The following is a 20,823-nucleotide window of genomic DNA, read 5'->3' as shown; positions in this document are numbered from 1 at the left end:
CGGGACCGGCGCTTTGGTTCGCGGTCGCGGACCCTCGGCGATTTCGCAACAGCCCGCAGATCGAACGCGTGTCACATTCGGTCACCACCACCACCGCCGCCGCCGCCGCCGATCAGGAGAACGTGCTGGGGTCGCCGCCGATGCGGCCGCTGTCGTCGTGCAGCCCGCGGATCCGGTCGAGGTCGTCCGCGGTCAGCTCGAAGCCGAAGACGTCGAAGTTGCTCGCGATGCGCTCGGGGGTGACGGACTTGGGGATGACGATGTTGCCGAGCTGGATGTGCCAGCGCAGGATCACCTGCGCGACGCTGCGGCCGTGAGCCTGCGCGATCGAGGTCAGCGTGGGGTCGTCGAGCACGGTGCCCTGGCCGAGGGGACTCCACGCCTCCGTGGCGATGCCCTTGCCGGTGTGGTAGGCCCGCAGCTCGGCCTGGTTGAACCGCGGATGCAGCTCGATCTGGTTGACGGCCGGGACCTCGCCGACGGTGTCGATCAGCCGGTCGAGGTCCTCGATCCGGAAGTTGGAGACACCGATCGAACGGGCCCGGCCTTCGGCCTTGATCTTCTGGAAGGCGCGGAAGGTGTCGATGTAGCGGTCCTGGCCCGGTGCCGGCCAGTGGATCAGGTACAGGTCGACGTAGTCGAGGCCGAGCCGAGCGAGGCTCGTGTCGAAGGCGCGCAGCGTCGAGTCGTAGCCCTGGTCGCTGTTCCACAGCTTGGTGGTGACGAACAGCTCGTCGCGGGGGACGCCCGAGTCGCGCAGCGCGCGGCCCGTGCCCGCCTCGTTGCCGTAGATCGCCGCGGTGTCGATGCTGCGGTAGCCCACCCGCAGCGCCTCGGTCACCGCGTCGTAGCTCTGCTCGTCCTCGACCTGCCACAGGCCGAAGCCGAGCTGCGGAATCGTGTTGCCGTCGTTGAGGGTGATCGTGGGAACGGTCATGATCGACGCAACCGGATCCGGCCGCCCGGTGTTCCCCGCATCCCACCATCCGGAAACCCCGCGGCGGGCGTGGGGATAATCGAGAGGTGACTGCAACACTGCGCATCAGCGGCCTGTCCGCCTCCCGGGGCGAACGCACCCTGTTCACCGACCTGAACCTGACCGTCGCGCCCGGCGACGTGATCGGTCTGGTCGGCGCGAACGGCGCAGGCAAGTCCACCCTGCTCGCGACGCTCGCCGGGGTCGGCACCGCCGACGTCACCGGCACGGTCGCGTTCGGTCCGCCCGACGCCACGGTCGGGTATCTCGCCCAGGAACCCGAGCGCGTCCCGGGCGAGACGATCCTCGGCTTCCTCGGCCGTCGAACGGGTGTCACCGCGGCCGAGCACGCGATGAACGCGGCGGCCGAGGCGCTGGGGAGCACCGACGTCGACGACTACACCCCCGCCCTGGAGCGGTGGCTCGCGCTCGGCGGCGCGGATCTCGCCGAACGCGCCGAGAAGGTCGTCGCCGACCTGGGCCTCGACGTCGGGCTGGACGCGCCCATGACGGGGCTGTCGGGAGGGCAGGCGGCGCGGGCCGGGCTGGCGGCCCTGCTGCTCTCGCGGTACGACGTGCTGCTGCTCGACGAGCCCACCAACGACCTCGATCTGGCCGGGCTCGATCAGCTCGAGCGGTTCGTCGCCGAGACCCGCACCGCGCTGATGGTGATCAGCCACGATCGCGAGTTCCTGGCCCGCACGGTCACCGGGATCGTCGAACTGGATCCGGTCCAGCAACAGATCGCGGTGTACGACGGCGGCTACGAGGCGTACCTGGTCGAGCGGGAGGTGGCACGGCGGCACGCCCGCGAGACGTACGAGGAGTACGCGGACACCAAGCAGGAGCTCGAGGATCGCGCCCGGATGCAACGCAACTGGCTCGAGCACGGGGTTCGCAACGCCCGGCGCAAGTCCAAGGACAACGACAAGGTCGGCAGGAAGTTCCGCGCCGAGGCCACCGAGAAGCAGGCGGCGAAGGCGCGGCAGACGCAGCGCCGCATCGAGCGCCTCGACGTGGTCGAGGAACCGCGCAAGGAGTGGGAGCTGCGCATGTCGATCGCCGCGGCACCGCGCAGCGGCACGGTGGTGGCCACCCTCGACGGCGCCTGCGTCGACCGCGGCGACTTCGTGCTCGGGCCCGTCACCACGCAGGTGCAGTGGGGCGACCGGATCGTTCTCACCGGCCCGAACGGCGCCGGGAAGACGACCCTGCTACGCACGCTGCTGGGCCGCATCCGCCCCGACGCCGGCACCGCGACCCTCGGGTCGGGCGTGAAGATCGGCGAGGTCGACCAGGCACGCGCGCTGTTCGAGGGCGACGAGCCGCTCGTCGACGCGTTCGCCGCGCAGGTGCCGGACTGGCCGGACGCGGACGTGCGGACGCTGCTCGCCAAGTTCGGGCTCAGGGGTCACCACGTGCTGCGGTCCGCGTCGTCCCTGTCGCCGGGGGAACGCACCCGGGCCGGACTCGCCCTGCTCCAGGCCCGCGGGGTGAACCTGCTGGTGCTCGACGAACCGACGAACCATCTGGACCTGCCCGCGATCGAGCAGCTCGAGCAGGCCGTCGACAGCTTCGAGGGCACGCTGATGCTGGTCACCCACGACCGCCGGATGCTTGCGACCACCCGTTCGACCCGCCGATGGCACCTCGACGGCGGGCGGCTGACGGAGGAACCGGCATGACGCCGGGCAGTGTGCGGGTGGACAGCTGGACCTGGGCGGTACGCCTGTTCAAGACGCGCTCCGCGGCTGCGGCCGCGTGCCGGGGCGGGCACGTACGGGTCAACGACACCCCCGCGAAGCCGTCGCAGGCGGTGAAGGTCGGCGACGAGGTGCGGGTCCGGGTCGCCGGGGCGGAACGGATCGTGCGGGTGACGCAGCTGCTCACCAAGCGGGTGGGTGCACCGATCGCAGCACAGGCCTACGAGGACCACAGTCCCCCACCCCCGCCCAAGGAGATCCTCGCCTCCCTCCCCCGCCGCGACCGCGGCACGGGCCGGCCCACCAAGCGGGACCGGCGCGAGATCGACCGGCTCCGCGGGCTGCTCGAGTAGCCTCACCCGTTTCGGACATCGGCGAACCTACCGAGAGTTGTCGATGTCCGTTTCGCGCGCTCCCCCGCGACCCCCACTTGACGAAACATTGGGTTTTTACAACAATTCGTTGTATGAGCCCGGTACGTCGGGGGGAAACCCTGCCGATCCACAACCGCATCCGCGTCCTGCGCGCGGAACGCGGAATGAGCCGCGCGCAACTCGCGGAACTCGTCGAGGTCAATCCCCAGACCGTCGGCGCCCTCGAACGCGGCGACCACTACCCGAGCCTCGACCTCGCCTTCCGCATCTGCGACGTCTTCGGCCTCCCGGTCGAAGCCGTGTTCTCCCGCACCGAGTTCGGGCCGCTGTCCACCGAGGTGTACCGAATCCGCACCGCAACCGAAGGACGTGACGCACAGTGACCGAGATGCCCGTCCACGATGCCACTCTCCTCGAACGGTACGAGGCCTACCGCACCCGGCGCTTCCTGAGGAACGAGGAGAAGTTCCGGAACATGTTGCCGCGCTGGCGCACTCGACGACGCCGTCGCATCCTCGTCGTGGCCCTCGCCGCCACGTTCGTCCTCATGTTCACCGTGGGCGTGCTGTGCCACTTCTTCGAACGGGGACCACTGCTGTGGCTGCCGGCGTGCCTGGCGTTCTTCCCCCTGTGGATCTCACTGCAGATCGTCTCCGGCAGGCAGGGCGACGCCCCGCGCGCGGCACTCGACGAACGAGAGATCCAGGAACGCAACAGTGCTCGCTCGATCGCCCTGACCGTGACCCAGTCGCTGGTGATGATTCCGGTGCTCTATCTCGTCGTCGGCAGCGTACAGACCGACGGCATGCATCCCAGGATGGCCTATGCGGGCGGGCTCATGACGCTGACCGCGACGCTGATCGGCGGGTGCCTGCCCGCGATGATCCTCGCCTGGAACAGTCCCGATCCCGACGAAACCGACTGACGCAGAGAACGACCCGAGGAAGACGGAGGAAACGTGACGCTCACGATCAACGGTGTCTCGAAACGATACGGCGACGTCGTCGCACTCGACGACGTCACCTTCGATGTGCGACCCGGGGAGTTGTTCGGCTTCGTCGGCAGCAACGGCGCCGGGAAGACCACCACCATGCGGATCGTCCTCGGTGTCCTCGCCGCCGACTCCGGCGAGGTGCGGCTCGGCGGCCGGCCCGTCGACCTCGACGTGCGCCGCACCATCGGGTACATGCCGGAGGAACGCGGGCTGTACCCGAAGATGAAGGTCGGAGCGCAACTGTCGTACCTTGCTCGCCTGCACGGACTGTCACGATCCGAGGCCGACGCCGCCGTCGCACGATGGACGAGCCGGCTGGGCATCGCCGAGCGCGTGGACGACGCCGTCGACGCGCTCTCCCTCGGCAACCAGCAGCGGGTCCAGCTCGCGGCCGCCCTGGTGCACGATCCGAAGGTGCTGGTCCTCGACGAGCCGTTCTCGGGCCTGGACCCCGTCGCCGTCGACGTCATGAGCGACGTGCTGATCGAGAAGGCCGAAACCGGAGTGCCGGTGATCTTCTCGAGCCACCAACTCGACCTCGTGCAGCGGCTCTGCCACCGGGTCGGGATCATCTCCAAGGGAACGATGCGCGCCGTCGGCACCGTCGACGAGCTGCGCGGCCACGGCGCGGCCCGGCTCGAGGTGCACGCCCCGCACGCCCCCGAGGGCTGGGCCGCCGACCTGCCCGGCGTCACCACCGTCGCCCACGGCGGTGGCCGCACCGTTCTGCTGCTCGGGAAGGGCGCCGACGACCAGCAGATCCTCCGGGCCGCCCTCGCCACCGGTCCCGTGCACGAATTCTCCGTCCATCGCCCGACGCTGACCGACCTGTTCCGAGAGGTGGTGGCCGCGTGAGCGCCCCGCTGAGTCCCGTCCACGCCGTGGCCCTGGTGGCCCGCCGCGAGTTCCTCACCCAGGTCCGCAAGAAGAGCTTCCTGATCAGCAACGCGATCGTCCTGCTCGCCATCGTCGGCGGCATCGTCGCCGTGTCGCTGTTCGCCGGCGACGACGAAGCCGCCACCGTCGGCGTCGTCGGCGACCCGGCGCTCGGCGCAACGATCAGCGCGATCGGGGACGCCACCGGCAGCTCCGTCGACGTCTCCGAGGTCCCCGACGCCGGGGACGGTCGCGACCGGGTGCGCGACGGCGAACTCGACGTCGCGCTGATCCCGGGCCCGGGAGGTTCGGTCACGGCCGTCGCCGAATCGGAGATCGATCCGGCCCTGCGCGCGACGATCGACACGGCCGTCGCGCAGCAGGCCCAGGTCGACGCCCTCACCGCGCGCGGCGTCGACCCGTCGGCGCTGGCGGCGGACACCGCCCGCGCCACCGTGACCGTCGAAGCGCTCGATCCCCCGGACCCGGAGCAGGGGCAGCGCACCACCCTGGCGATCGCCGCGGTCGTGCTGCTGTACATGCAGATCATGATGTTCGGCATGTACGTGGCGATGGGCGTGGTCGAGGAGAAGTCGTCGCGCGTGGTGGAACTGCTGCTGTCGACGCTGCGCCCGCTGCAGCTGCTGTGGGGCAAGATCGTCGGCATCGGCGCCGTGGGGCTGCTGCAACTCACCGCATACGGAGTGGCCGGGGTCGGTGCCGGTCTCGCGACCGGGACGCTCACCGTGACCGGCACGGCCCTGGGCACGCTCGCCGGCACCCTGGGCTGGTTCGTCCTCGGGTTCGCGTTCTTCGCGGTCCTCTACGCCGCTGCCGGGTCGATGGTGTCCCGGCAGGAGGACGTGAACGCCACGGCGTCGCCGCTGATGGTGCTCATCGTCGCGATGTTCTTCGCGGCCTTCTCCTCGGTCGACGACCCCGAGTCGACGTGGAGCACCGTGCTGAGCTGGATCCCGCCGTTCTCGGCGATCCTGATGCCGCTGCGCATCGCTGCCGGCGTGGCGACACCGCTGCAGATCGTCGGCACCATCGTGCTGATGCTGCTCGTGACCGCCGCCCTGAGCGTGCTCGGGGCGCGGATCTACCGCCGGTCCATCCTGCGCATCGGCCGCGTCGTCACGTGGAAGGAAGCCGTGGGCGCGTAGCGGCGGTGTGTCCTTCGGGAGGCTGGAGGCGCCCGAAGGACACACCGCTAGGGTCGTGCCATGGCCCCCAGGATCTCGGCGCAGGAGTTCATCGACAGCGTGCTCGACGCAGGCAGCTTCCACTCCTGGGACACCGCCCCCGTCGACGTGCACCCCGACGAGCAGTACCGTGCGGAGCTCGAGGCCGCGGCGGCGAAGTCCGGGGTGGACGAGTCCGTGATCACCGGCGTCGGAACCGTGCACGGCCGGCGCATCGCGGTGATCGCCTGCGAGTTCGCCTTTCTCGCCGGATCGATCGGGGTGGCGGCGGCCGAGCGCATCGTCCTCGCCGTGGAACGCGCCACGCGGGAGAAGCTGCCGCTGCTCGCCTCCCCCACGTCCGGCGGCACCCGGATGCAGGAGGGCACCCTCGCGTTCGTGCAGATGGTCAAGATCGCAGCGGCCGTCACCGCCCACAAGGCCGCGCACCTCGGCTATCTCGTGTACCTGCGCAACCCCACCACCGGCGGGGTGTTCGCCTCGTGGGGTTCGCTCGGGCACGTCACCGCCGCCGAACCCGGTGCCCTCGTCGGTTTCCTGGGACCCCGCGTCTATCAGGCGCTCTACCACGAGGACTTCCCGGAGGGCGTGCAGACCGCCGAGAACCTGTCCCAGAAGGGCGTGATCGACGGGGTGGTGCCCCTCGCCGCGGTCCGCCAGCTCGTGCACCGGATGCTCCGCGTGCTCACCGAGCCGACGACCGTCGACGCGTCGGCGGGTCCCGCGGTCACCTCCGCCGCCGCCGTGCCCGACGTTCCGGCGTGGCAGTCGGTGATGCTCTCCCGCCGGCGGGATCGTCCCGGCATCCGGCAGTTGCTGCGGCATGCGGCATCCGCGCAGGTTCCGCTGTCGGGCACCGGGCAGGGCGAGTCCGACCGCACCGTGCTGGTCTCGCTCGCCCGGTTCCGCGGCGCGTCGTGCGTGCTGTTCGGTCAGGACCGCAGCGGCCAGTCCGCGGCCCGGACGATGGGTCCGGGCGCGCTGCGTGAGGCGCGGCGCGCGATGCGGCTGGCCGACGAGCTCCGCCTTCCGCTGGTGCTGGTGATCGACACGCTCGGAGCCTCGTTGTCGAAGGAGGCAGAGGAGCGCGGACTCGCGCCGGAGATCGCCCGCTGCCTGGCCGACCTGGTGACTCTGCCGACCCCTACGGTGTCGGTGCTCCTCGGACAGGGCACCGGCGGCGGCGCCTTGGCGCTGCTGCCCGCCGACCGGGTGCTGTGCGCCCAGAACGGCTGGCTCGCCCCGCTGCCGCCCGAAGGCGCCAGCGCGATCGTGCACCGCGACACCGCGCACGCCCCGCAGATGGCAGCGGCCCAGGGCATCCGCTCCCGGGATCTGCTGCGCGACGGTGTCGTCGACGGTGTGATCCCCGAGTTCCCCGACGCCGCGGAGGAGCCCACCGAGTTCGCCAAACGCGTCGGGGCCGCCGTCGCCCGCGAACTCGGCGTGCTGGTCGGTCAGGACGCGACGCTGCGGTACCGGCGGCGGCTCGAGCGCTACCGGAAGCTGGGCCTGCCCCGGTAGCTGCCACCCCGCTCACCGACGCCGAGGCGCCGCCCGGCGCACCGGCCGAACGGGCAGTGCCTTCCGGCAGGGAATCTCGAATAGGGTGGTCGGCGTCACAAGCTGTGGTCAGAGAGGATGCGAATCGATGAGCTCGTACGCGGAGGCCTTCCGGCAGAGCGTGGAGGATCCCGAGGGATTCTGGCTCGAGGCGGCCCGCGCCGTGGACTGGGTGGCCGCGCCGACGCGGGCCCTCGACGGCTCGCAGGCACCGTCGTTCCGCTGGTTCCCCGACGCCACGCTCAACACCAGCTTCAACGCCCTCGACCGGCACGTGCAGGCCGGGCACGGCGACCGGCCCGCTCTGATCTGGGATTCGGCGATGGTCCCCGCCAAGCACACCTACACCTACGCCGAGCTGCTGGACGAGGTCGCGGCATTCGCCGGGGTGCTGCGCGATCAGGGCGTCGTCGCCGGGGATCGCGTCGTGATCTACATGCCGATGATCCCGGAGGCGGCGATCGCGATGCTCGCGTGCGCCCGCATCGGCGCCGTGCACTCGGTGGTGTTCGGCGGGTTCGCCGCCAAGGAGCTCGCCACCCGCATCGACGACGCCCGGCCCGTTCTGCTCGTCACCGCCTCCGGCGGACTCGAACCGGGTCGCACCGTCGAATACCTGCCGATGGTCGACCAGGCGCTGTCGCTGTCGCAGACCCCGCCGCACACCGTGATCGTCAAGAACCGGGAGATGATCCCGGGCACGGCGGCCGACTACAAGACCTCCCTGGCCACGTGGTTCGACTGGGACGAGCTCGTCGCCGACGCGGCCCCCGCCGAACCGGTGACCGTCGCCGCCACCGACCCGCTGTACATCCTCTACACCTCCGGCACCACGGGGAAGCCGAAGGGCGTGGTGCGCGACAACGGCGGGCACGCGGTGGCCCTGACCTGGTCGATGCGCAACATCTACGACATCTCCCCCGGCGACGTGTGGTGGACGGCCTCCGACGTGGGCTGGGTCGTCGGCCACTCGTACATCGTCTACGGCCCGCTGCTGATCGGCGCGACCACCGTGATGTACGAGGGCAAACCGGTGGGCACGCCGGATGCCGGTGCGTTCTGGCGGATCATCAACGAGAACGACGTCGTCGCGTTGTTCACCGCCCCCACCGCGATCCGCGCGGTCCGCAAGGCGGACCCCGAGGCGAAGGAGCTGGAGAACTACGACATCTCCTCCCTGCGGACGCTGTTCGCGGCGGGCGAGCGGCTCGACCCGGACACCTACGAGTGGGCGACGAAGGTGCTCGACCGGCCCGTCGTCGATCACTGGTGGCAGACCGAGACCGGATGGGCGATCGCGGCGAACCTGCGCGGACTCGAGCCCCTGCCGATCAAGGCCGGCTCGCCGACGGTGCCGGTGCCCGGCTACCGCCTCGACATCGTCGACGCGGAGGGTAAGCCGGTCGGACCGAACACCGAGGGCAACATCGTGATCGCGCTGCCGCTGCCGCCGGGCACCCTGACCGGACTGTGGCAGGACGAGGACCGCTACCGGCGCTCGTACCTGGAGACGTTCCCGGGCTACTACCTCACCGGCGATTCCGGCTACGTCGACGAGGACGGCTACGTGTTCGTCCTGGGCAGGTCGGACGACGTCATCAACGTCGCCGGTCACCGCCTGTCGACCGGAAGCATGGAGGCCGTCGTCGCGTCGCATCCGGCCGTCGCCGAGTGCGCGGTCGTCGGCATCCGCGACGAGCTCAAGGGTCAGCGGCCGTCCGGTTACGTGGTGCTCAAGTCCGGTGTCGAGATCGATCCGGAGACGCTGCGGCAGGAACTCGTGGCGATGGTGCGCGAGCAGATCGGCGCGGTGGCGACGTTCCGGGACGTCACCGTGGTGCAGGCCCTGCCGAAGACCCGCTCCGGCAAGATCCTCCGCAAGACGATGCGGCAGATCGCCGACCACGAGCAGTACACGGTGCCGTCGACGATCGAGGACCCGTCCGTGCTCGAGGCGCTCGAGCAGCAACTGCGCGGATAACCGCTCGCCCGCCGGTCATCCGCTTTTCCGATCGTCACAGCGGATGACTGGGGGCCGAGCGGCTGCGATGGACGGCTCGCCGGAGTCGCTCCACGACCACGTCGAACCGGAACAGTTCCGGCCACGTCCACCGCACCACCTGCAGCCCCAGGTCACGCAGCGCGTCCTCGCGGTGCTTCTCGGCGCGCACGTCGTCGACGGTGCCGTACTTGACCATCCCGTCGAATTCGCCGACGAGGCCCCACTGCTCCCAGAAGAAGTCGACGCGCGCGACGAACACACCGCCCGGGGTGTGGATCGTCCGCTGCAGGACCGGGGCCGGGAGACCCGCGTCGCGCAGGCGCAGCCGGCTCAGGGACTCGCCGGGGCTTTCGCTCCGGGCGTCGAGGAACCCGACGACGCGTCGCGCCGCGGCGATCCCCGCGCGCGGCGCGTCGAAGTGAGCTCGGAAGTCGAGGTCGGGATATCGGCGCAGCGCGCTGTCCCCGACGACGACGGCCTCCTCCACGGGCAGCGTTCGCGCCAGGTCGACGACGGTGCGCGCCGGTGAGGTGACCCGCACGCCGTCGAGCTGCACGACGTCGCCGCCGAGCACCGCCGCGTGCACGTAGCGCGTTGGGCCCCGGCGCCCACCGGCGGAGCGCCCGTTGGTGGTGTGGATCAGAGCGAGATCGGTCTGCCACACGTCGAATTCGTGCAGGACCGCCGCGGAGATGTGGCTGATCGCGGCGGCCGGACGGAGTCCGGTGCCGACGGTCCGCGCCAGCAGTCGGTGCCGCCCGACGTCGTCGAGGAGCTGCACGCCGTCGGCGTCGAGATACACGCCCGGGGTCAGGCGCTGGAGTTCCCCGCGTCGCACCGCGCGCCGCAGCTCGGCGTCGGTGTGTCCCGCGGCCAGTGCGGAACGTCGCAGCAATGGTTCGGTCACCGCTTCAGCGTGCCGCGACGGTGACGGGAACGGGCCGCTCGTGCCACCGAACGGCCGAATCTGTGGATGGAACGCCCGCCTGTGGACAACACCCGCTTCGCACACAGTCATCCGCTGCGACCGTCGTCGCAGCGGATGACTGTGTAGTGAGCGGATGTCAGCGTCGGCGACGGCGCCGCACCACCGCCCGCACCGCGAGCGCGGCCACCACGCTGCCGACGACAGCGGCGACGATCTGCGGTTTCTCGGCAGCGGTCTGCTTGGCGGCTTCGACCTTCTCGTGGGCGGCGGCCTTGGTGCGTGCCGGCACGTCCACGCGCTGCGCGAGTTCGTCGACGGTTGCGGCGAGCTCGGCGCGCTGCTGCTCGACGGACGGTACGGGTTCGGGACCGGTCATCGCACATGCTCCTTCACGGTGTTCACGTCCTTGCGGACACTCTCCGCCGTCTCGCTGGGCACCGGTGGGGCCGAGTTCTTGGCCCGCGACGCGCCGACGGCGGCCAGGGTGCCGCCGACCGCCAGGACGATCAACGAGACGATCAACGCGGCCAGCCACGGGGAGAGCACGGTGGCGAGCCCCAGGATCGCGGTCGCGATGAGGGCGCCGACGCCGAGGTAGATCAACATCAGCCCGGCGCCGGCGACGCCGACGCCCACGCCGACGCGGGTACCCTTGGCTTTCACCTCGTCGAGGGCGTGGGTGACCTCGGTGCGCACGAGGGTCGGCACCTGAATGCTGAGCCGCTCGATCAGTTGCGCGGTGGACAGTTCGCTCGGGTCCGTGGCACTGTGCGTGCCGCCGGGGGACGCGGTCATCGTCGAGTCCTTTCCGTGTCGTGCGACGTCTGGGGCCGGTCTGTCGCCCTCCGCATCGTCGGCGCCTTCGCGGCCCGACGCGGCGTGCGCGAGCCGGAGTTCGCGGCCGCGCTCGATGTCTTCCTGCCGCTTCTCCTCGTTCTTCTCGATGTTGCGGGTGTCCCGGGGCGGCAGCTGCAGCGTCTCCTCCGCCTCGATACCGGCCTGCAACTGACGTCCGCGCTCGAGCTCGGCGTCGAACTCCGCGCCGAACAGCAGCGCGAGGTTGGTGATCCACAACCACAGGAGGAAGACGATCGCGCCGGCGAGCGAGCCGTACGTCTTGTTGTAGCTACCGAAGTTGGAAACGTAGAAGGCGAACGCGAGGGACGCCACGATCCACGTGACGATCGCGATGGTCGCGCCCATACTGATCCAGCGGAACTTGGGCTGCGACACGTTCGGCGTCGCGTAATACAGAACCGCGATGATCATGATCACGAGCAGCAGGATGACCGGCCACTTCGCGATGTTCCAGATCATCACCGAAGTCTCGCCGAGCCCGATCACGTCTCCCACGGCCCGGGCGATGGGACCGCTGACGACGAGCATGAGCGCCGTCGCGCCCATTGCGATCAGGGCGAGCGCGGTGATGAGGAGCATCCAGGGCCGCAACTTCCAGATCGGTCGCCCCTCCTCGATCTCGTAGATGCGGTTCATGGCCCGGCCGAACGCACCGACGTAGCCGGAGGCCGACCACAGGGCGCCGGCGATACCGAGGATCAGAGCCAGGCCCGCGGTCGGTGCCTGCACCAACTGTTCGACGGGGCCGCGCAGCGTGTTCACCGCGTCGGTGGGCCCGAGGTCCTCGACCAGTTGCAGCACCGTGTCCACCGTCGTCCCCCCCTGGCCGAACACGCCGAGGAGCGACACGACCACGAGGAGAGCGGGGAACAGCGACAGGACGGCGTAGTAGGTGAGGCCGGCGGCGAGGTCGGTGCACTGATCGTGACTGAACTCGCGAGCGGTCTTGCGCAGCACGTACTTCCACGACGGTGTGGTCAGGTCGGTCGGCGAGTCGGGCTTGCGCGAATCGTCGGCCGGGGCCTCCGACCCGTCGCGGACCCGGTGATCTGCGGTCATGGTTCCCGATGTACCCGTGGCACGGACGGACCAAACGCCACGGCCGGCACGCGACCGCCGCCGGTGCGGTGTGCCGGGCCCCCGGACCGCGGCGGAGCGTGGTGTGATCGAGCGATGCGGCGCCTCGACGATCCGACCTGCCCGGCCCGTCCACTCGACGACGACGAGCTGCGGGCCCTCTACGCCTACCCGCCGGACCTGTCCTCCCCGTGGCTGCGGGTGAACTTCGTGTCGTCCCTCGACGGTGCCGTCGCCGTGGAGGGACGCTCGGGTGGGCTCGGCACGCCGTCGGACAAGAAGGTGTTCGGTCTGTTGCGGGCGCTGGCCGAGGTGATCGTCGTCGGCGCGGGCACGGTCCGCAGCGAGAACTACGGCGGCGCCCGCACGAGCGGGGGACTGCGCGCGCGCCGCGCCGAGGCGGGGCTGCCGGAGATTCCGCCGGTCGCGGTCGTCACCGCGACGTGCGACCTCGACCCCGACTGCCGCTTGTTCACCGACACCACCGTCGCGCCGGTCGTCCTCACGTGCGAGACGGCACCGGAGGAACGCCGCCGGGCCCTCGCCGCCGCCGGTGCGGACGTGCGACTGGTCGCCGAGCACTCGATCGACGGGCACGCGGTGCGGGACGCCCTCTCGGCGGCGGGCTGGAGTCGTGCGCTGTGCGAGGGCGGGCCACGGCTGTTCGGTCAGCTGATCGCCGACGGCGTGGTCGACGACCTGTGCCTGACGTTGGCGCCGCTGCTCGCCGCCGGCCCGGCGGGCCGGATCGCCACCGCCCCGCGGACGGCGCCGACGTCGATGCGGCCCGCCCACATCCTCGCCGACGACGACGGCACCGTGCTCACGCGGTGGGTACGCGGGACGTGACAGGCAGGAGTGTGCGCACCACGTCGAGGTCACCGTGGGTCCGCAGCACCGGTGCGACGCGGTCCAGCAGACGGGTGAGCAGGTCCCGAGCCGGGATCCGGGCGCCGGTGTGCACATCCACCGCCGGACCCTCGAGACCGTACCGGGCGGCACTCCACACCGCCGCCGCACCGACCTCCGGTTCGACGGCCTGCGCCTCGACACCACGGCGCAGATCGTCGAGCGCCGCGCCGACCAGACCCCGGACCAGGGCGGCCTGCACGACCGTGCCGTCCACCGTGGCCGCGGTGTCGGCCGCGCGGATCTCCACCGTCGGCACGTGCACCGACGGCCGGGCAAGCCAGAAGGTCATCCGCGAGTCGAGCAGCACCCCGGCGCCGACCAGGCGTGCGACGAGGTCCGCGGCGTGCTGGGCCGAACGCAGGTACGGGGGCAGGCCGAAACCGGGAAACCGGCTCTGTTGCACGATGCGCCAGCTCGCGTATCCCGTGTCACGCCCGTCGTGCCGCCGGGAGTTGGCCCCGAGCGCGACGAGGGTGGGCAGCCACGGGGTCAGATGGTTCACCACGGCGGCCGCGGTGTCCCGGTCGGCGACGCCGACGTGCACGTGGCAGCCGCAGGCATGGTAGTCGTCGACCAGCGCGCGGTACCGGTCGGCGATGGCGGCCCGGCGCCCCGTCCCGACGACGGTGCCGGGGCCGGCGTCGCGTTCGGGCACCCCGGTGGCGGCAATGCGCATCCCGCAGCGGAGGGCGGCACCGTGGAGGGCGGACCGGGACGCGGTCAGCTGGGTCCGCAGGTCGTCGAGGGTTCGGCACACCCCGCCCACCGCCTCGATCTGGGTCGGGTGCAACTCGCCGACGAAGTTCACCCCGGGCACCTGCGGAAGCTGTTCGTACAGGGCGTCGAACCCCGGTGTGGGACGGCCTGACGCCGGGTCCACGAGCAGGAACTCCTCCTCCACGCCCATGGTGACGCCGGCGCCCGGATCCGGGCGGGAGGTTTCGGAGTTCATGGTTGCGGGCTACCCGTTGCCGCCGGCGACGACACGCCGGCCGGTACAGTCCGGACAGCATCCGGCGGAAGGAGTTCCCCATGCCCGACGACGTTCCCGAAGGTTCGGCGCGGTCCAGCGCCACCGCGGAGCGGATCGGCGGACTCGCCGCCGACCGCGGCCTGACCGTCGCGTGCGCCGAGTCGCTCACCTCCGGCGCCCTGGCCGCGCGGCTCGGCGCGGCGCCGGGCAGCGCCGAGTGGTTCCGGGGCGGGGTCGTCGCCTACTCGCGGGACGTGAAGCACTCGCTGCTGCGGGTGCCGGAGGGTCCGGTGGTGTGCGAGTCCGCGGCGCGCGCCATGGCCGAGTCGACGGTCGACCTGCTCGGTGCCGACGTCGCGGTGGCGGTGACGGGCGCGGGCGGCCCGGACAGCCAGGACGGGCAGGAGCCGGGGACGGTGTGGTTCGGGGTGGCCGGGCGCGGGCCTACGCACGCCGAGGAGAAGTTCTTCCCGGGCGAGCCCGAGGAGGTGCTGGCCGAGACGGTCTTCCATGCGCTCACTCTGCTCGCGGAGCGGGTGGGGCGCTGAGGGGGCCGGTGCCCGGCCGGGCGAGCAGCCGGGTGACGAGCGCGGTGACGAGTTGGTCCGGGGTGGCGTCGGCGCCGATCGAGGTGGTCAGCAGATCCAGCAGGAGCCCGTCGATCGCGAAGTGCAGCAGGGCGACGTCGAGCGCGGTGGCGGGTAGTCCTGCCGCGTCGTTGAACTCGACGTCGAGCCGGTAGTTGCGGGAGAGCGTCGCGCCGAGCACCTCGGCGAGTCCGGGACTTCGGCGGGATTCGAGGCGCAGTTCCATCAGGGCGACGGTCAGGTCCGGCTGGGCGGTCGTGCGCTCGACGAGGTAGCGCATGTAGTCGACGTAGAGGTCGACATCCGGGGTCCGGCCGGCGAGCGACTCGAGCCGGTCCGGCTCGGGGGCGAGCCGCTCGAAGATCCGCGCGCCGAGGGCGCCGAGGAGTTCGTCCCGTGTCGGAAAGTAGTTCGCGCAGGTGCCCAGGGGCACCCCGGCTTCCCGGTCGACGGCGCGGTGGGTCAGCTTGCGGGCACCGTCCGCGCCGAGTACGCGCAGACCGGCGTCCGCGAGCTGGGCTCGGCGCTCCGGATTCGCTGCCACGGAAAAACCCTAGCACCGAACACAACACCTGTTGTAGTTTGACCACCACAGGTGTTGTAGTCGACGACGCGAGGAGCTTCCGTGCGAAAACTGACCTACTACGTGGCGACCACGCTCGACGGCTTCATCGCCGACCCGGCCGGGGGCTACGACTTCTTCCCCCTCGAAGGTGACCACGCGCGCTACCAGGTGCAGGAGTTCCCCGAGACGATCCCGACGCCCGCCCGCGGGCCGCTCGGCATCGAGGGGCCGCCAAAACACTTCGACGCCGTCGTGATGGGCCGGCGCACGTGGGAGCCGGCCCGGGACGCCGGCTGGACGAGCGGCTACCGGCACCTGCAGCAGTACGTGTTCACCACGACGATGACGCAGGCGCCGGACGAGACGGTGACCCTCGTCGCGACCGACCCGCTCGAGTACGTGCGCGACCTCAAACAGCAAGACGGGCTGGGCATCTGGCTCTGCGGCGGCGGTTCGCTCGCCGGCGCGCTGCTGCCCGCGATCGACGAGCTGGTGCTCAAGGTCCACCCGATCGTCGCCGGGGACGGAATCCCGTTGTTCCGGCACGGTTTCGAGCCGCACCGCTTCGACCGTCTCGAGACGAGAACCTTCGACAGCGGAGTGACGGTGTGCCGCTTCGCGGCCGGTGTGCCTTTGGGCGGTCCTGACCGCCCAAAAGGCACACCGGCGGCGCAGCCGCCTCCTAGAACCAGGTGGGCCGTACGTCGAGCGTGGTTCGGTCGAGGCTGTCGAGCAGATCGAACTGCGGACCGGTCTTCGGCAGTTCGAACGCGAAGAAGTACCGGGCGGCGGCGCGCTTACCGTCGTAGAAGTCGCCCTCCCGGGACCCGGCCGCGAGGAGCTGCTCGAGCCACATCCACGCGACGACCACGTGCCCGACGGCCTCGAGGTACACCGACGAATTGGCCAGCGCCAGTTCGGGATCGCCGGTCCCCCACAGCCGGGCGGTGGCGGCGCCCACCCGCGTCACCGCCGCCTGCAACTGCTCGGCGTAGCGAGCGGCGTCGCCGCCGGCCTGCGTGCCACGCGCGACGGTGCGTCCGATCGTCTCGCCGAGCAGCGCCAGCCCCGCCCCGCCCTGCATGACCACCTTGCGCCCGAGCAGGTCCAGCCCCTGGATGCCGTGCGTGCCTTCGTGAATGGGGTTGAGGCGGTTGTCCCGGTAGTACTGCTCGACGTCGAACTCGCGGGTGTAGCCGTAACCCCCGTGCACCTGGATCGCCAGGCTGTTCGCCTCGAGGCACCACTGCGACGGCCAGGACTTCGCGACGGGTGTGAGCATGTCCAGCAACAGCCCGGCTCGGGCGCGCGCGTCCTCGTCCTCGGCGGTCTGCTGCTCGTCGACGAGCTGCGAGCAGTACAGCCCCAGCGCCAGTGCGCCCTCGACGTAGGCCTTCTGGGCGAGCAGCATCCGGCGTACGTCGGCGTGCTCGATCAGCGGTACGGGCTGGGACGACGGGTCCTTGTCGCCGAGGGGGCGGCCCTGGGCGCGGGTGCGGGCGTACTCGAGGGACTGCAGATAGCCGGCGTAGCCGAGCGAGGTGGCGAGGAATCCCACGCCGATGCGGGCCTCGTTCATCATGTGGAACATGTACGACAGGCCCTTGTGCGGCTCGCCGAGCAGGTAGCCGACGGCGCCGGCGCGGCCCGCGGGGGTGAAGGTGCCGTCGCCGAAGTTCAGCAGCGTGTTGGTGGTGCCGCGGTTGCCCATCTTGTGGTTGAGGCCGACGAGGGCGACGTCGTTGCGCTCACCGAGCTGCCCGTCCGCGCCGACGAGGATCTTCGGGACGATGAACAGCGAGATGCCCTTGACCCCCGCCGGGCCGCCGGGGATCTTCGCGAGCACGAGGTGGACGATGTTCTCGGACAGTTCGTGGTCGCCGCCGGAGATCCACATCTTGGTGCCGGTGAGCCGGTAGCTGCCGTCGTCCTGCGGCACGGCCCTGGTGGTGATGTCCGCCAGCGACGAGCCGGCCTGCGGCTCGGACAGGCACATGGTGCCGAAGAACCGGCCCTCGAGCAGCGACGGCACGTACGTGGCGATCTGCTCCTCGCTGCCGTGGGTGGCGATGAGGTTGGCGTTGCCGACGGTGAGGAACGGATACGACGAGGTGCCTGCGTTGGCGGCCTGGAACCAGGCCATCGCCGCCCGCAGCACGGTGACCGGCAACTGCATGCCGCCGAGTTCCTCGTCGAAGGAGGAGCCGATGAGCCCGGCCTTGGCGAACAGCTCCAGGGCCGCTTTGACCTCGGGGATGATCTCGACCCTGCCGTCGGCGCCGATCCGAGGCTCCTGGGCGTCCGCCTTCTTGTTGTGCGGCGCGAAGTGCTTGGTAGCCAAGTCCGCACTGAGGTCGAGGACGGCGTCGAACGTCTCCCGCGAGTGCTCGGCGAACCGGCCGCGTGCGGTGAGCGACTCGACGTCCAGCCATTCGTAGAGCAGGAAGTCGAGGTCACGCCGGGACAGGACGGGAGCGGGCATGGAGGTTCCTTTCACAGGGCCGCAGATTCACTAAGCGCTCACTTAGTAGAGCAACGACGGTGCATGATGTCAACGGACCAGCACGGCGACGGAGAGAACCCAGCATGATCGACACGCCCATCACCGACGACCTCGCCGGCATCTTCACCGAGGTCGAATCCGACGTCGCGCGTCGTCTCATCGGCTCGGCCGTGGAGTCCTTCGCCCGCCGCGGCTACCACGCCACCACCACCCGTGACATCTCCGTCGGCGCCGGCCTGAGCCCGGCTGCGCTGTACGTGCACTTCAAGTCCAAGGAGGAGGTGCTGTTCGAGGTCAGCCGCATCGGGCACCAGCACGTCCTCGACGCCGTCGTCGCCGCCGCCACCTCCGCCACCGATCCGGCCGGCCGGATGCGGGCGATCGTGGACGGCTTCGTCCGCACCCACGCGGTGCACCACACCGTCTGCCGGGTGTCGCAGTACGAACTGCACGCCCTCACCCCGGAGCACTACCGGACGATCGCCGCGATCCGCCGCGACACCGATGCGGTGATCCGCGCCGAGATCGAGCACGGCATCGCGGCCGGGGCCTTCGCCGTCCGGGACGTGCCGACCACCGCCCTGGCGATCCTGTCGCTCGGCATCGACGTCGCCCGCTGGTACCAGCCCGGCCGCATCGACGTCGACGCCCTGGCCGGCAACTACGTCGAGCTCGTCCTCGGCATGCTCGGCGCGGGCACAATGCAGGAGTGATCGAACCAGCCACCGTCCTCGTCGTCGACGACGACGAGGACGTCCTGTCCTCCCTGCAGCGGGGGCTGCGCCTGTCCGGCTTCGACGTGCTCACCGCCGCGACCGGGACACAGGCGCTCGAGGTCGTCGCGCGCCGGCGGCCGGACGCGATGGTGCTCGACATGAACATGCCGGTCCTCGACGGCACCGGGGTGGTCACCGCTCTGCGCTCGAACGGCAACGACATCCCGATCTGTGTGCTCAGCGCCCGCAGCACCGTCGGCGACCGCATCGCGGGACTCGAGTCCGGCGCCGACGACTACCTGACGAAGCCGTTCGTGCTCGCCGAGCTCGTGGCACGGATCCGGGCGATGCTGCGGCGCAGCGCGCCCGGCACCCCCGGCGCCGGCTCCGTCGTCCGGGCCGGCGGGCTCGAGCTCGACACCGCGGGCCGCCGGGCGCGCATCGACGGCACCGAGGTGGAGCTGACCAAGCGCGAGTTCGAACTGCTCGAGGTGCTCGCCCGCAACGCGGGCATCGTCCTGAGCCGCGACCGGCTGCTGGCCCTCGTGTGGGGCTACGACTTCGACGCGGACACCAACGTCGTCGACGTGTTCGTCGGGTACCTGCGCCGCAAACTCGAGGCCGGGGGGCGGCCGCGGCTGCTGCACACCGTGCGCGGGGTGGGCTTCGTGCTGCGGGATGCGGCGTGACGCACCGCTTCTCGCTGCGGGCGCGGGTCGCCGCGGCCACCGCGCTCGGCACCACGCTCGTCGTCGCGGTGCTGGGTGTGCTCGTCGCCCTGGCCATCACCCGGAACAACCTCGCGCAGCTCGACCGCCGCCTCGAGACGGCCACGCAGGTACTGGTCGCCAATGCCGGGACCGCCGGCCTGTTCCTGCCCGCGCTGGGTGACGCCGGAGCCTTCGCCGTCACCATCCGCACCGAATCCGGAGGGCTGCTCAGCAGCACCCCGACCGAACTACCCGCCCTCTCCCCCGGCGCCCACACCGTCGATCTCGGCGGCACCGCCTACCGGACGTACACCGCGCCGACCGACCGGCTGCCCTCGCTCCTGTCCGTCGCGGTGCCCTATGCCGAGGCGCAGGACATCACGACCGAGCAGCACCGGCAGCTCGCCGTCGCCGGTGCGATCGCCGTCGCGGTCGCGACGGCCCTCGGCTGGATCTTCGGGGGCCGCGCCGTGCGACCCCTGGTCGACCTCACCCGCCGGATCGTGGCCCGCGCACCCACCCTCGAGCCGCGGCGCTCCGGCATCCGCGAGGCCGACGAACTCGCTGCCGCAGCCGGCGACATGCTCAGCGACGTCGCCCGCGCCCAGGCCGCCACCGACGCCGCTCTCGCCACGGCGCGGGACTTCGCGGCCGCCGCCGCTCACGAGCTGCGGACCCCGCTGACCGCGATGCGCACCGACCTCGAGGTCCTCTCCACCCTGGACCCGGCCGGTGACGTCCTGAGCGCCGAGGAACGCACCGAGATCCTCGGCGACCTCACCCGGATGCAGAGCCGTGTCGAATCCACGCTCGACGACCTCGAGCGGCTCGCCCGCGGTGATCTGTCCACCTCGCGGGACTTCGTGCCCACCGACCCGGTGGAGATCTGCGACGCCGCGGCCGCCGACGCGACGAGCCGGCATCCCGGCGTGCAGATCGAGGTGGTCGGCGAGACGGGGCGCGAGATCCGGGCGCTGCCGAGCGGGCTGCGGCTCGTCGTCGACAATGCCGTGGCCAACTCGGTACGGCACGGCCGCGCCCGCCGGATCCGGCTGGCGGTCACCGCCGACGGCACCGACACCGTGCTCACCGTCGACGACGACGGCCGCGGGGTGCCGGCCGGTGAGCGCGGCGCGGTGTTCGAACGGTTCCGCCGGGGCAGCGGCGCCGCCCGGGGCGGTTCGGGGCTGGGCCTGGCGCTCGTGGCGCAGCAGGCGGCGTTGCACGGCGGTACGGCGCGGCTAGAGGAGAGCCCGCTCGGCGGGGCGCGGCTGACGGTGCGGTTCGCCGCGGGGTGACCG

General features: G+C 71.3%; 20 protein-coding genes and 1 pseudogene. 14 read left to right on the top strand and 7 right to left on the bottom strand.

Translation table 11 applies throughout. The features are described 5' to 3' along the window. Positions 1-112: 112 nt before the first annotated feature. Positions 113-937 (bottom strand): aldo/keto reductase, encoded by an 825-nt coding sequence (locus LZP97_RS00780; protein ID WP_017679389.1) that lies wholly within the window; start codon positions 935-937, stop codon positions 113-115. 86 nt (positions 938-1,023) lie between these two features. Here LZP97_RS00780 and LZP97_RS00775 point away from each other — a divergent pair, with 86 nt between their 5' ends. The 8 genes from LZP97_RS00775 (at position 1,024) to LZP97_RS00740 (ending at position 9,672) form a co-directional block, all read left to right on the top strand. Further along, complete coding sequence (locus LZP97_RS00775; RefSeq protein ID WP_010593117.1) at positions 1,024-2,661, top strand: ABC-F family ATP-binding cassette domain-containing protein; 1,638 nt, start codon at positions 1,024-1,026, stop codon at positions 2,659-2,661. Further along, positions 2,658-3,032 (top strand): RNA-binding S4 domain-containing protein, encoded by a 375-nt coding sequence (locus tag LZP97_RS00770; RefSeq protein ID WP_010593118.1) that lies wholly within the window; start codon positions 2,658-2,660, stop codon positions 3,030-3,032. Before LZP97_RS00775 ends, LZP97_RS00770 begins: the two co-directional genes overlap by 4 nt. Before the next feature lie 113 nt (positions 3,033-3,145). Continuing rightward, a complete protein-coding gene (locus LZP97_RS00765; protein ID WP_010593119.1) occupies positions 3,146-3,436 on the top strand; it encodes a helix-turn-helix transcriptional regulator in 291 nt (96 codons plus the stop codon). Then, the gene (locus LZP97_RS00760) at positions 3,433-3,978 is read left to right on the top strand and encodes a hypothetical protein (protein ID WP_017679388.1); all 546 of its coding nucleotides are present in this window, start codon (positions 3,433-3,435) and stop codon (positions 3,976-3,978) included. Before LZP97_RS00765 ends, LZP97_RS00760 begins: the two co-directional genes overlap by 4 nt. 33 nt (positions 3,979-4,011) lie before the next feature. After that, complete coding sequence (locus LZP97_RS00755; RefSeq protein ID WP_017679387.1) at positions 4,012-4,902, top strand: ABC transporter ATP-binding protein; 891 nt, start codon at positions 4,012-4,014, stop codon at positions 4,900-4,902. Further along, positions 4,899-6,089, top strand: a complete 1,191-nt coding sequence (locus LZP97_RS00750) for an ABC transporter permease (protein WP_010593122.1) — start codon at positions 4,899-4,901, stop codon at positions 6,087-6,089. The genes LZP97_RS00755 and LZP97_RS00750 overlap by 4 nt, the downstream gene beginning before the upstream one ends. A 60-nt stretch (positions 6,090-6,149) precedes the next feature. Beyond that, the gene (locus tag LZP97_RS00745; RefSeq protein WP_017679386.1) at positions 6,150-7,652 is read left to right on the top strand and encodes a carboxyl transferase domain-containing protein; all 1,503 of its coding nucleotides are present in this window, start codon (positions 6,150-6,152) and stop codon (positions 7,650-7,652) included. Positions 7,653-7,779: 127 nt separating this feature from the next. Next, the gene (locus tag LZP97_RS00740; RefSeq protein ID WP_010593124.1) at positions 7,780-9,672 is read left to right on the top strand and encodes a propionyl-CoA synthetase; all 1,893 of its coding nucleotides are present in this window, start codon (positions 7,780-7,782) and stop codon (positions 9,670-9,672) included. Between the two features lie 34 nt (positions 9,673-9,706). On the opposite strand, the gene LZP97_RS00735 is transcribed toward LZP97_RS00740, so the two are convergent. The 3 genes from LZP97_RS00735 to LZP97_RS00725 form a co-directional block, all read right to left on the bottom strand. Continuing rightward, a complete protein-coding gene (locus tag LZP97_RS00735) occupies positions 9,707-10,600 on the bottom strand; it encodes a hypothetical protein (protein ID WP_040274291.1) in 894 nt (297 codons plus the stop codon). Positions 10,601-10,757: 157 nt separating this feature from the next. Beyond that, positions 10,758-10,997 carry a DUF3618 domain-containing protein gene (locus tag LZP97_RS00730; RefSeq protein WP_010593126.1) on the bottom strand — a complete coding sequence of 80 codons (240 nt, stop codon included), beginning with the start codon at positions 10,995-10,997 and terminating at the stop codon, positions 10,758-10,760. Next, the gene (locus LZP97_RS00725; RefSeq protein ID WP_010593127.1) at positions 10,994-12,538 is read right to left on the bottom strand and encodes a YhjD/YihY/BrkB family envelope integrity protein; all 1,545 of its coding nucleotides are present in this window, start codon (positions 12,536-12,538) and stop codon (positions 10,994-10,996) included. Before LZP97_RS00725 ends, LZP97_RS00730 begins: the two co-directional genes overlap by 4 nt. Positions 12,539-12,652: 114 nt before the next feature. Here LZP97_RS00725 and LZP97_RS00720 point away from each other — a divergent pair, with 114 nt between their 5' ends. Further along, positions 12,653-13,405 (top strand): pyrimidine reductase family protein, encoded by a 753-nt coding sequence (locus tag LZP97_RS00720; protein ID WP_010593128.1) that lies wholly within the window; start codon positions 12,653-12,655, stop codon positions 13,403-13,405. On the opposite strand, the gene LZP97_RS00715 is transcribed toward LZP97_RS00720, so the two are convergent. After that, positions 13,380-14,420 (bottom strand): carboxylate-amine ligase, encoded by a 1,041-nt coding sequence (locus tag LZP97_RS00715; protein ID WP_048772329.1) that lies wholly within the window; start codon positions 14,418-14,420, stop codon positions 13,380-13,382. The two genes, LZP97_RS00720 and LZP97_RS00715, sit on opposite strands and share 26 nt — an antisense overlap. Before the next feature lie 80 nt (positions 14,421-14,500). Here LZP97_RS00715 and LZP97_RS00710 point away from each other — a divergent pair, with 80 nt between their 5' ends. After that, the gene (locus tag LZP97_RS00710) at positions 14,501-14,989 is read left to right on the top strand and encodes a CinA family protein (protein ID WP_010593130.1); all 489 of its coding nucleotides are present in this window, start codon (positions 14,501-14,503) and stop codon (positions 14,987-14,989) included. On the opposite strand, the gene LZP97_RS00705 is transcribed toward LZP97_RS00710, so the two are convergent. Next, positions 14,958-15,572: a TetR/AcrR family transcriptional regulator gene (locus LZP97_RS00705; protein ID WP_010593131.1), complete on the bottom strand. Its 615-nt coding sequence runs from the start codon at positions 15,570-15,572 to the stop codon at positions 14,958-14,960. The two genes, LZP97_RS00710 and LZP97_RS00705, sit on opposite strands and share 32 nt — an antisense overlap. 81 nt (positions 15,573-15,653) lie before the next feature. On the opposite strand from LZP97_RS00705, the pseudogene LZP97_RS00700 reads away from it, so the two are divergent. Next, positions 15,654-16,232, top strand: a pseudogene (locus LZP97_RS00700) (dihydrofolate reductase family protein); the annotation flags it as partial. 43 nt (positions 16,233-16,275) lie between these two features. Here LZP97_RS00700 and LZP97_RS00695 read toward each other — a convergent pair. Continuing rightward, complete coding sequence (locus LZP97_RS00695; protein WP_040274284.1) at positions 16,276-18,075, bottom strand: acyl-CoA dehydrogenase; 1,800 nt, start codon at positions 18,073-18,075, stop codon at positions 16,276-16,278. Between the two features lie 104 nt (positions 18,076-18,179). Between LZP97_RS00695 and LZP97_RS00690 the strand changes: the two genes are divergently transcribed. Genes LZP97_RS00690 through LZP97_RS00680 form a run of 3 tightly spaced genes read left to right on the top strand, consistent with a single transcriptional unit; the run spans position 18,180 to position 20,820 of the window. After that, positions 18,180-18,809 (top strand): TetR/AcrR family transcriptional regulator, encoded by a 630-nt coding sequence (locus LZP97_RS00690; protein ID WP_048772333.1) that lies wholly within the window; start codon positions 18,180-18,182, stop codon positions 18,807-18,809. Then, a complete protein-coding gene (locus LZP97_RS00685) occupies positions 18,806-19,501 on the top strand; it encodes a response regulator transcription factor (RefSeq protein WP_017679378.1) in 696 nt (231 codons plus the stop codon). The genes LZP97_RS00690 and LZP97_RS00685 overlap by 4 nt, the downstream gene beginning before the upstream one ends. Then, complete coding sequence (locus LZP97_RS00680) at positions 19,498-20,820, top strand: sensor histidine kinase (RefSeq protein WP_010593136.1); 1,323 nt, start codon at positions 19,498-19,500, stop codon at positions 20,818-20,820. The genes LZP97_RS00685 and LZP97_RS00680 overlap by 4 nt, the downstream gene beginning before the upstream one ends. Positions 20,821-20,823 lie beyond the last annotated feature (3 nt).

Source organism: Rhodococcus sp. DMF-1 (assembly GCF_021441945.1).
Classification (GTDB): domain Bacteria; phylum Actinomycetota; class Actinomycetes; order Mycobacteriales; family Mycobacteriaceae; genus Rhodococcus; species Rhodococcus ruber.
The sequence above is the reverse complement of the archived record's forward strand: the minus strand, read 5'-3'. Positions and strand labels throughout refer to the sequence as shown.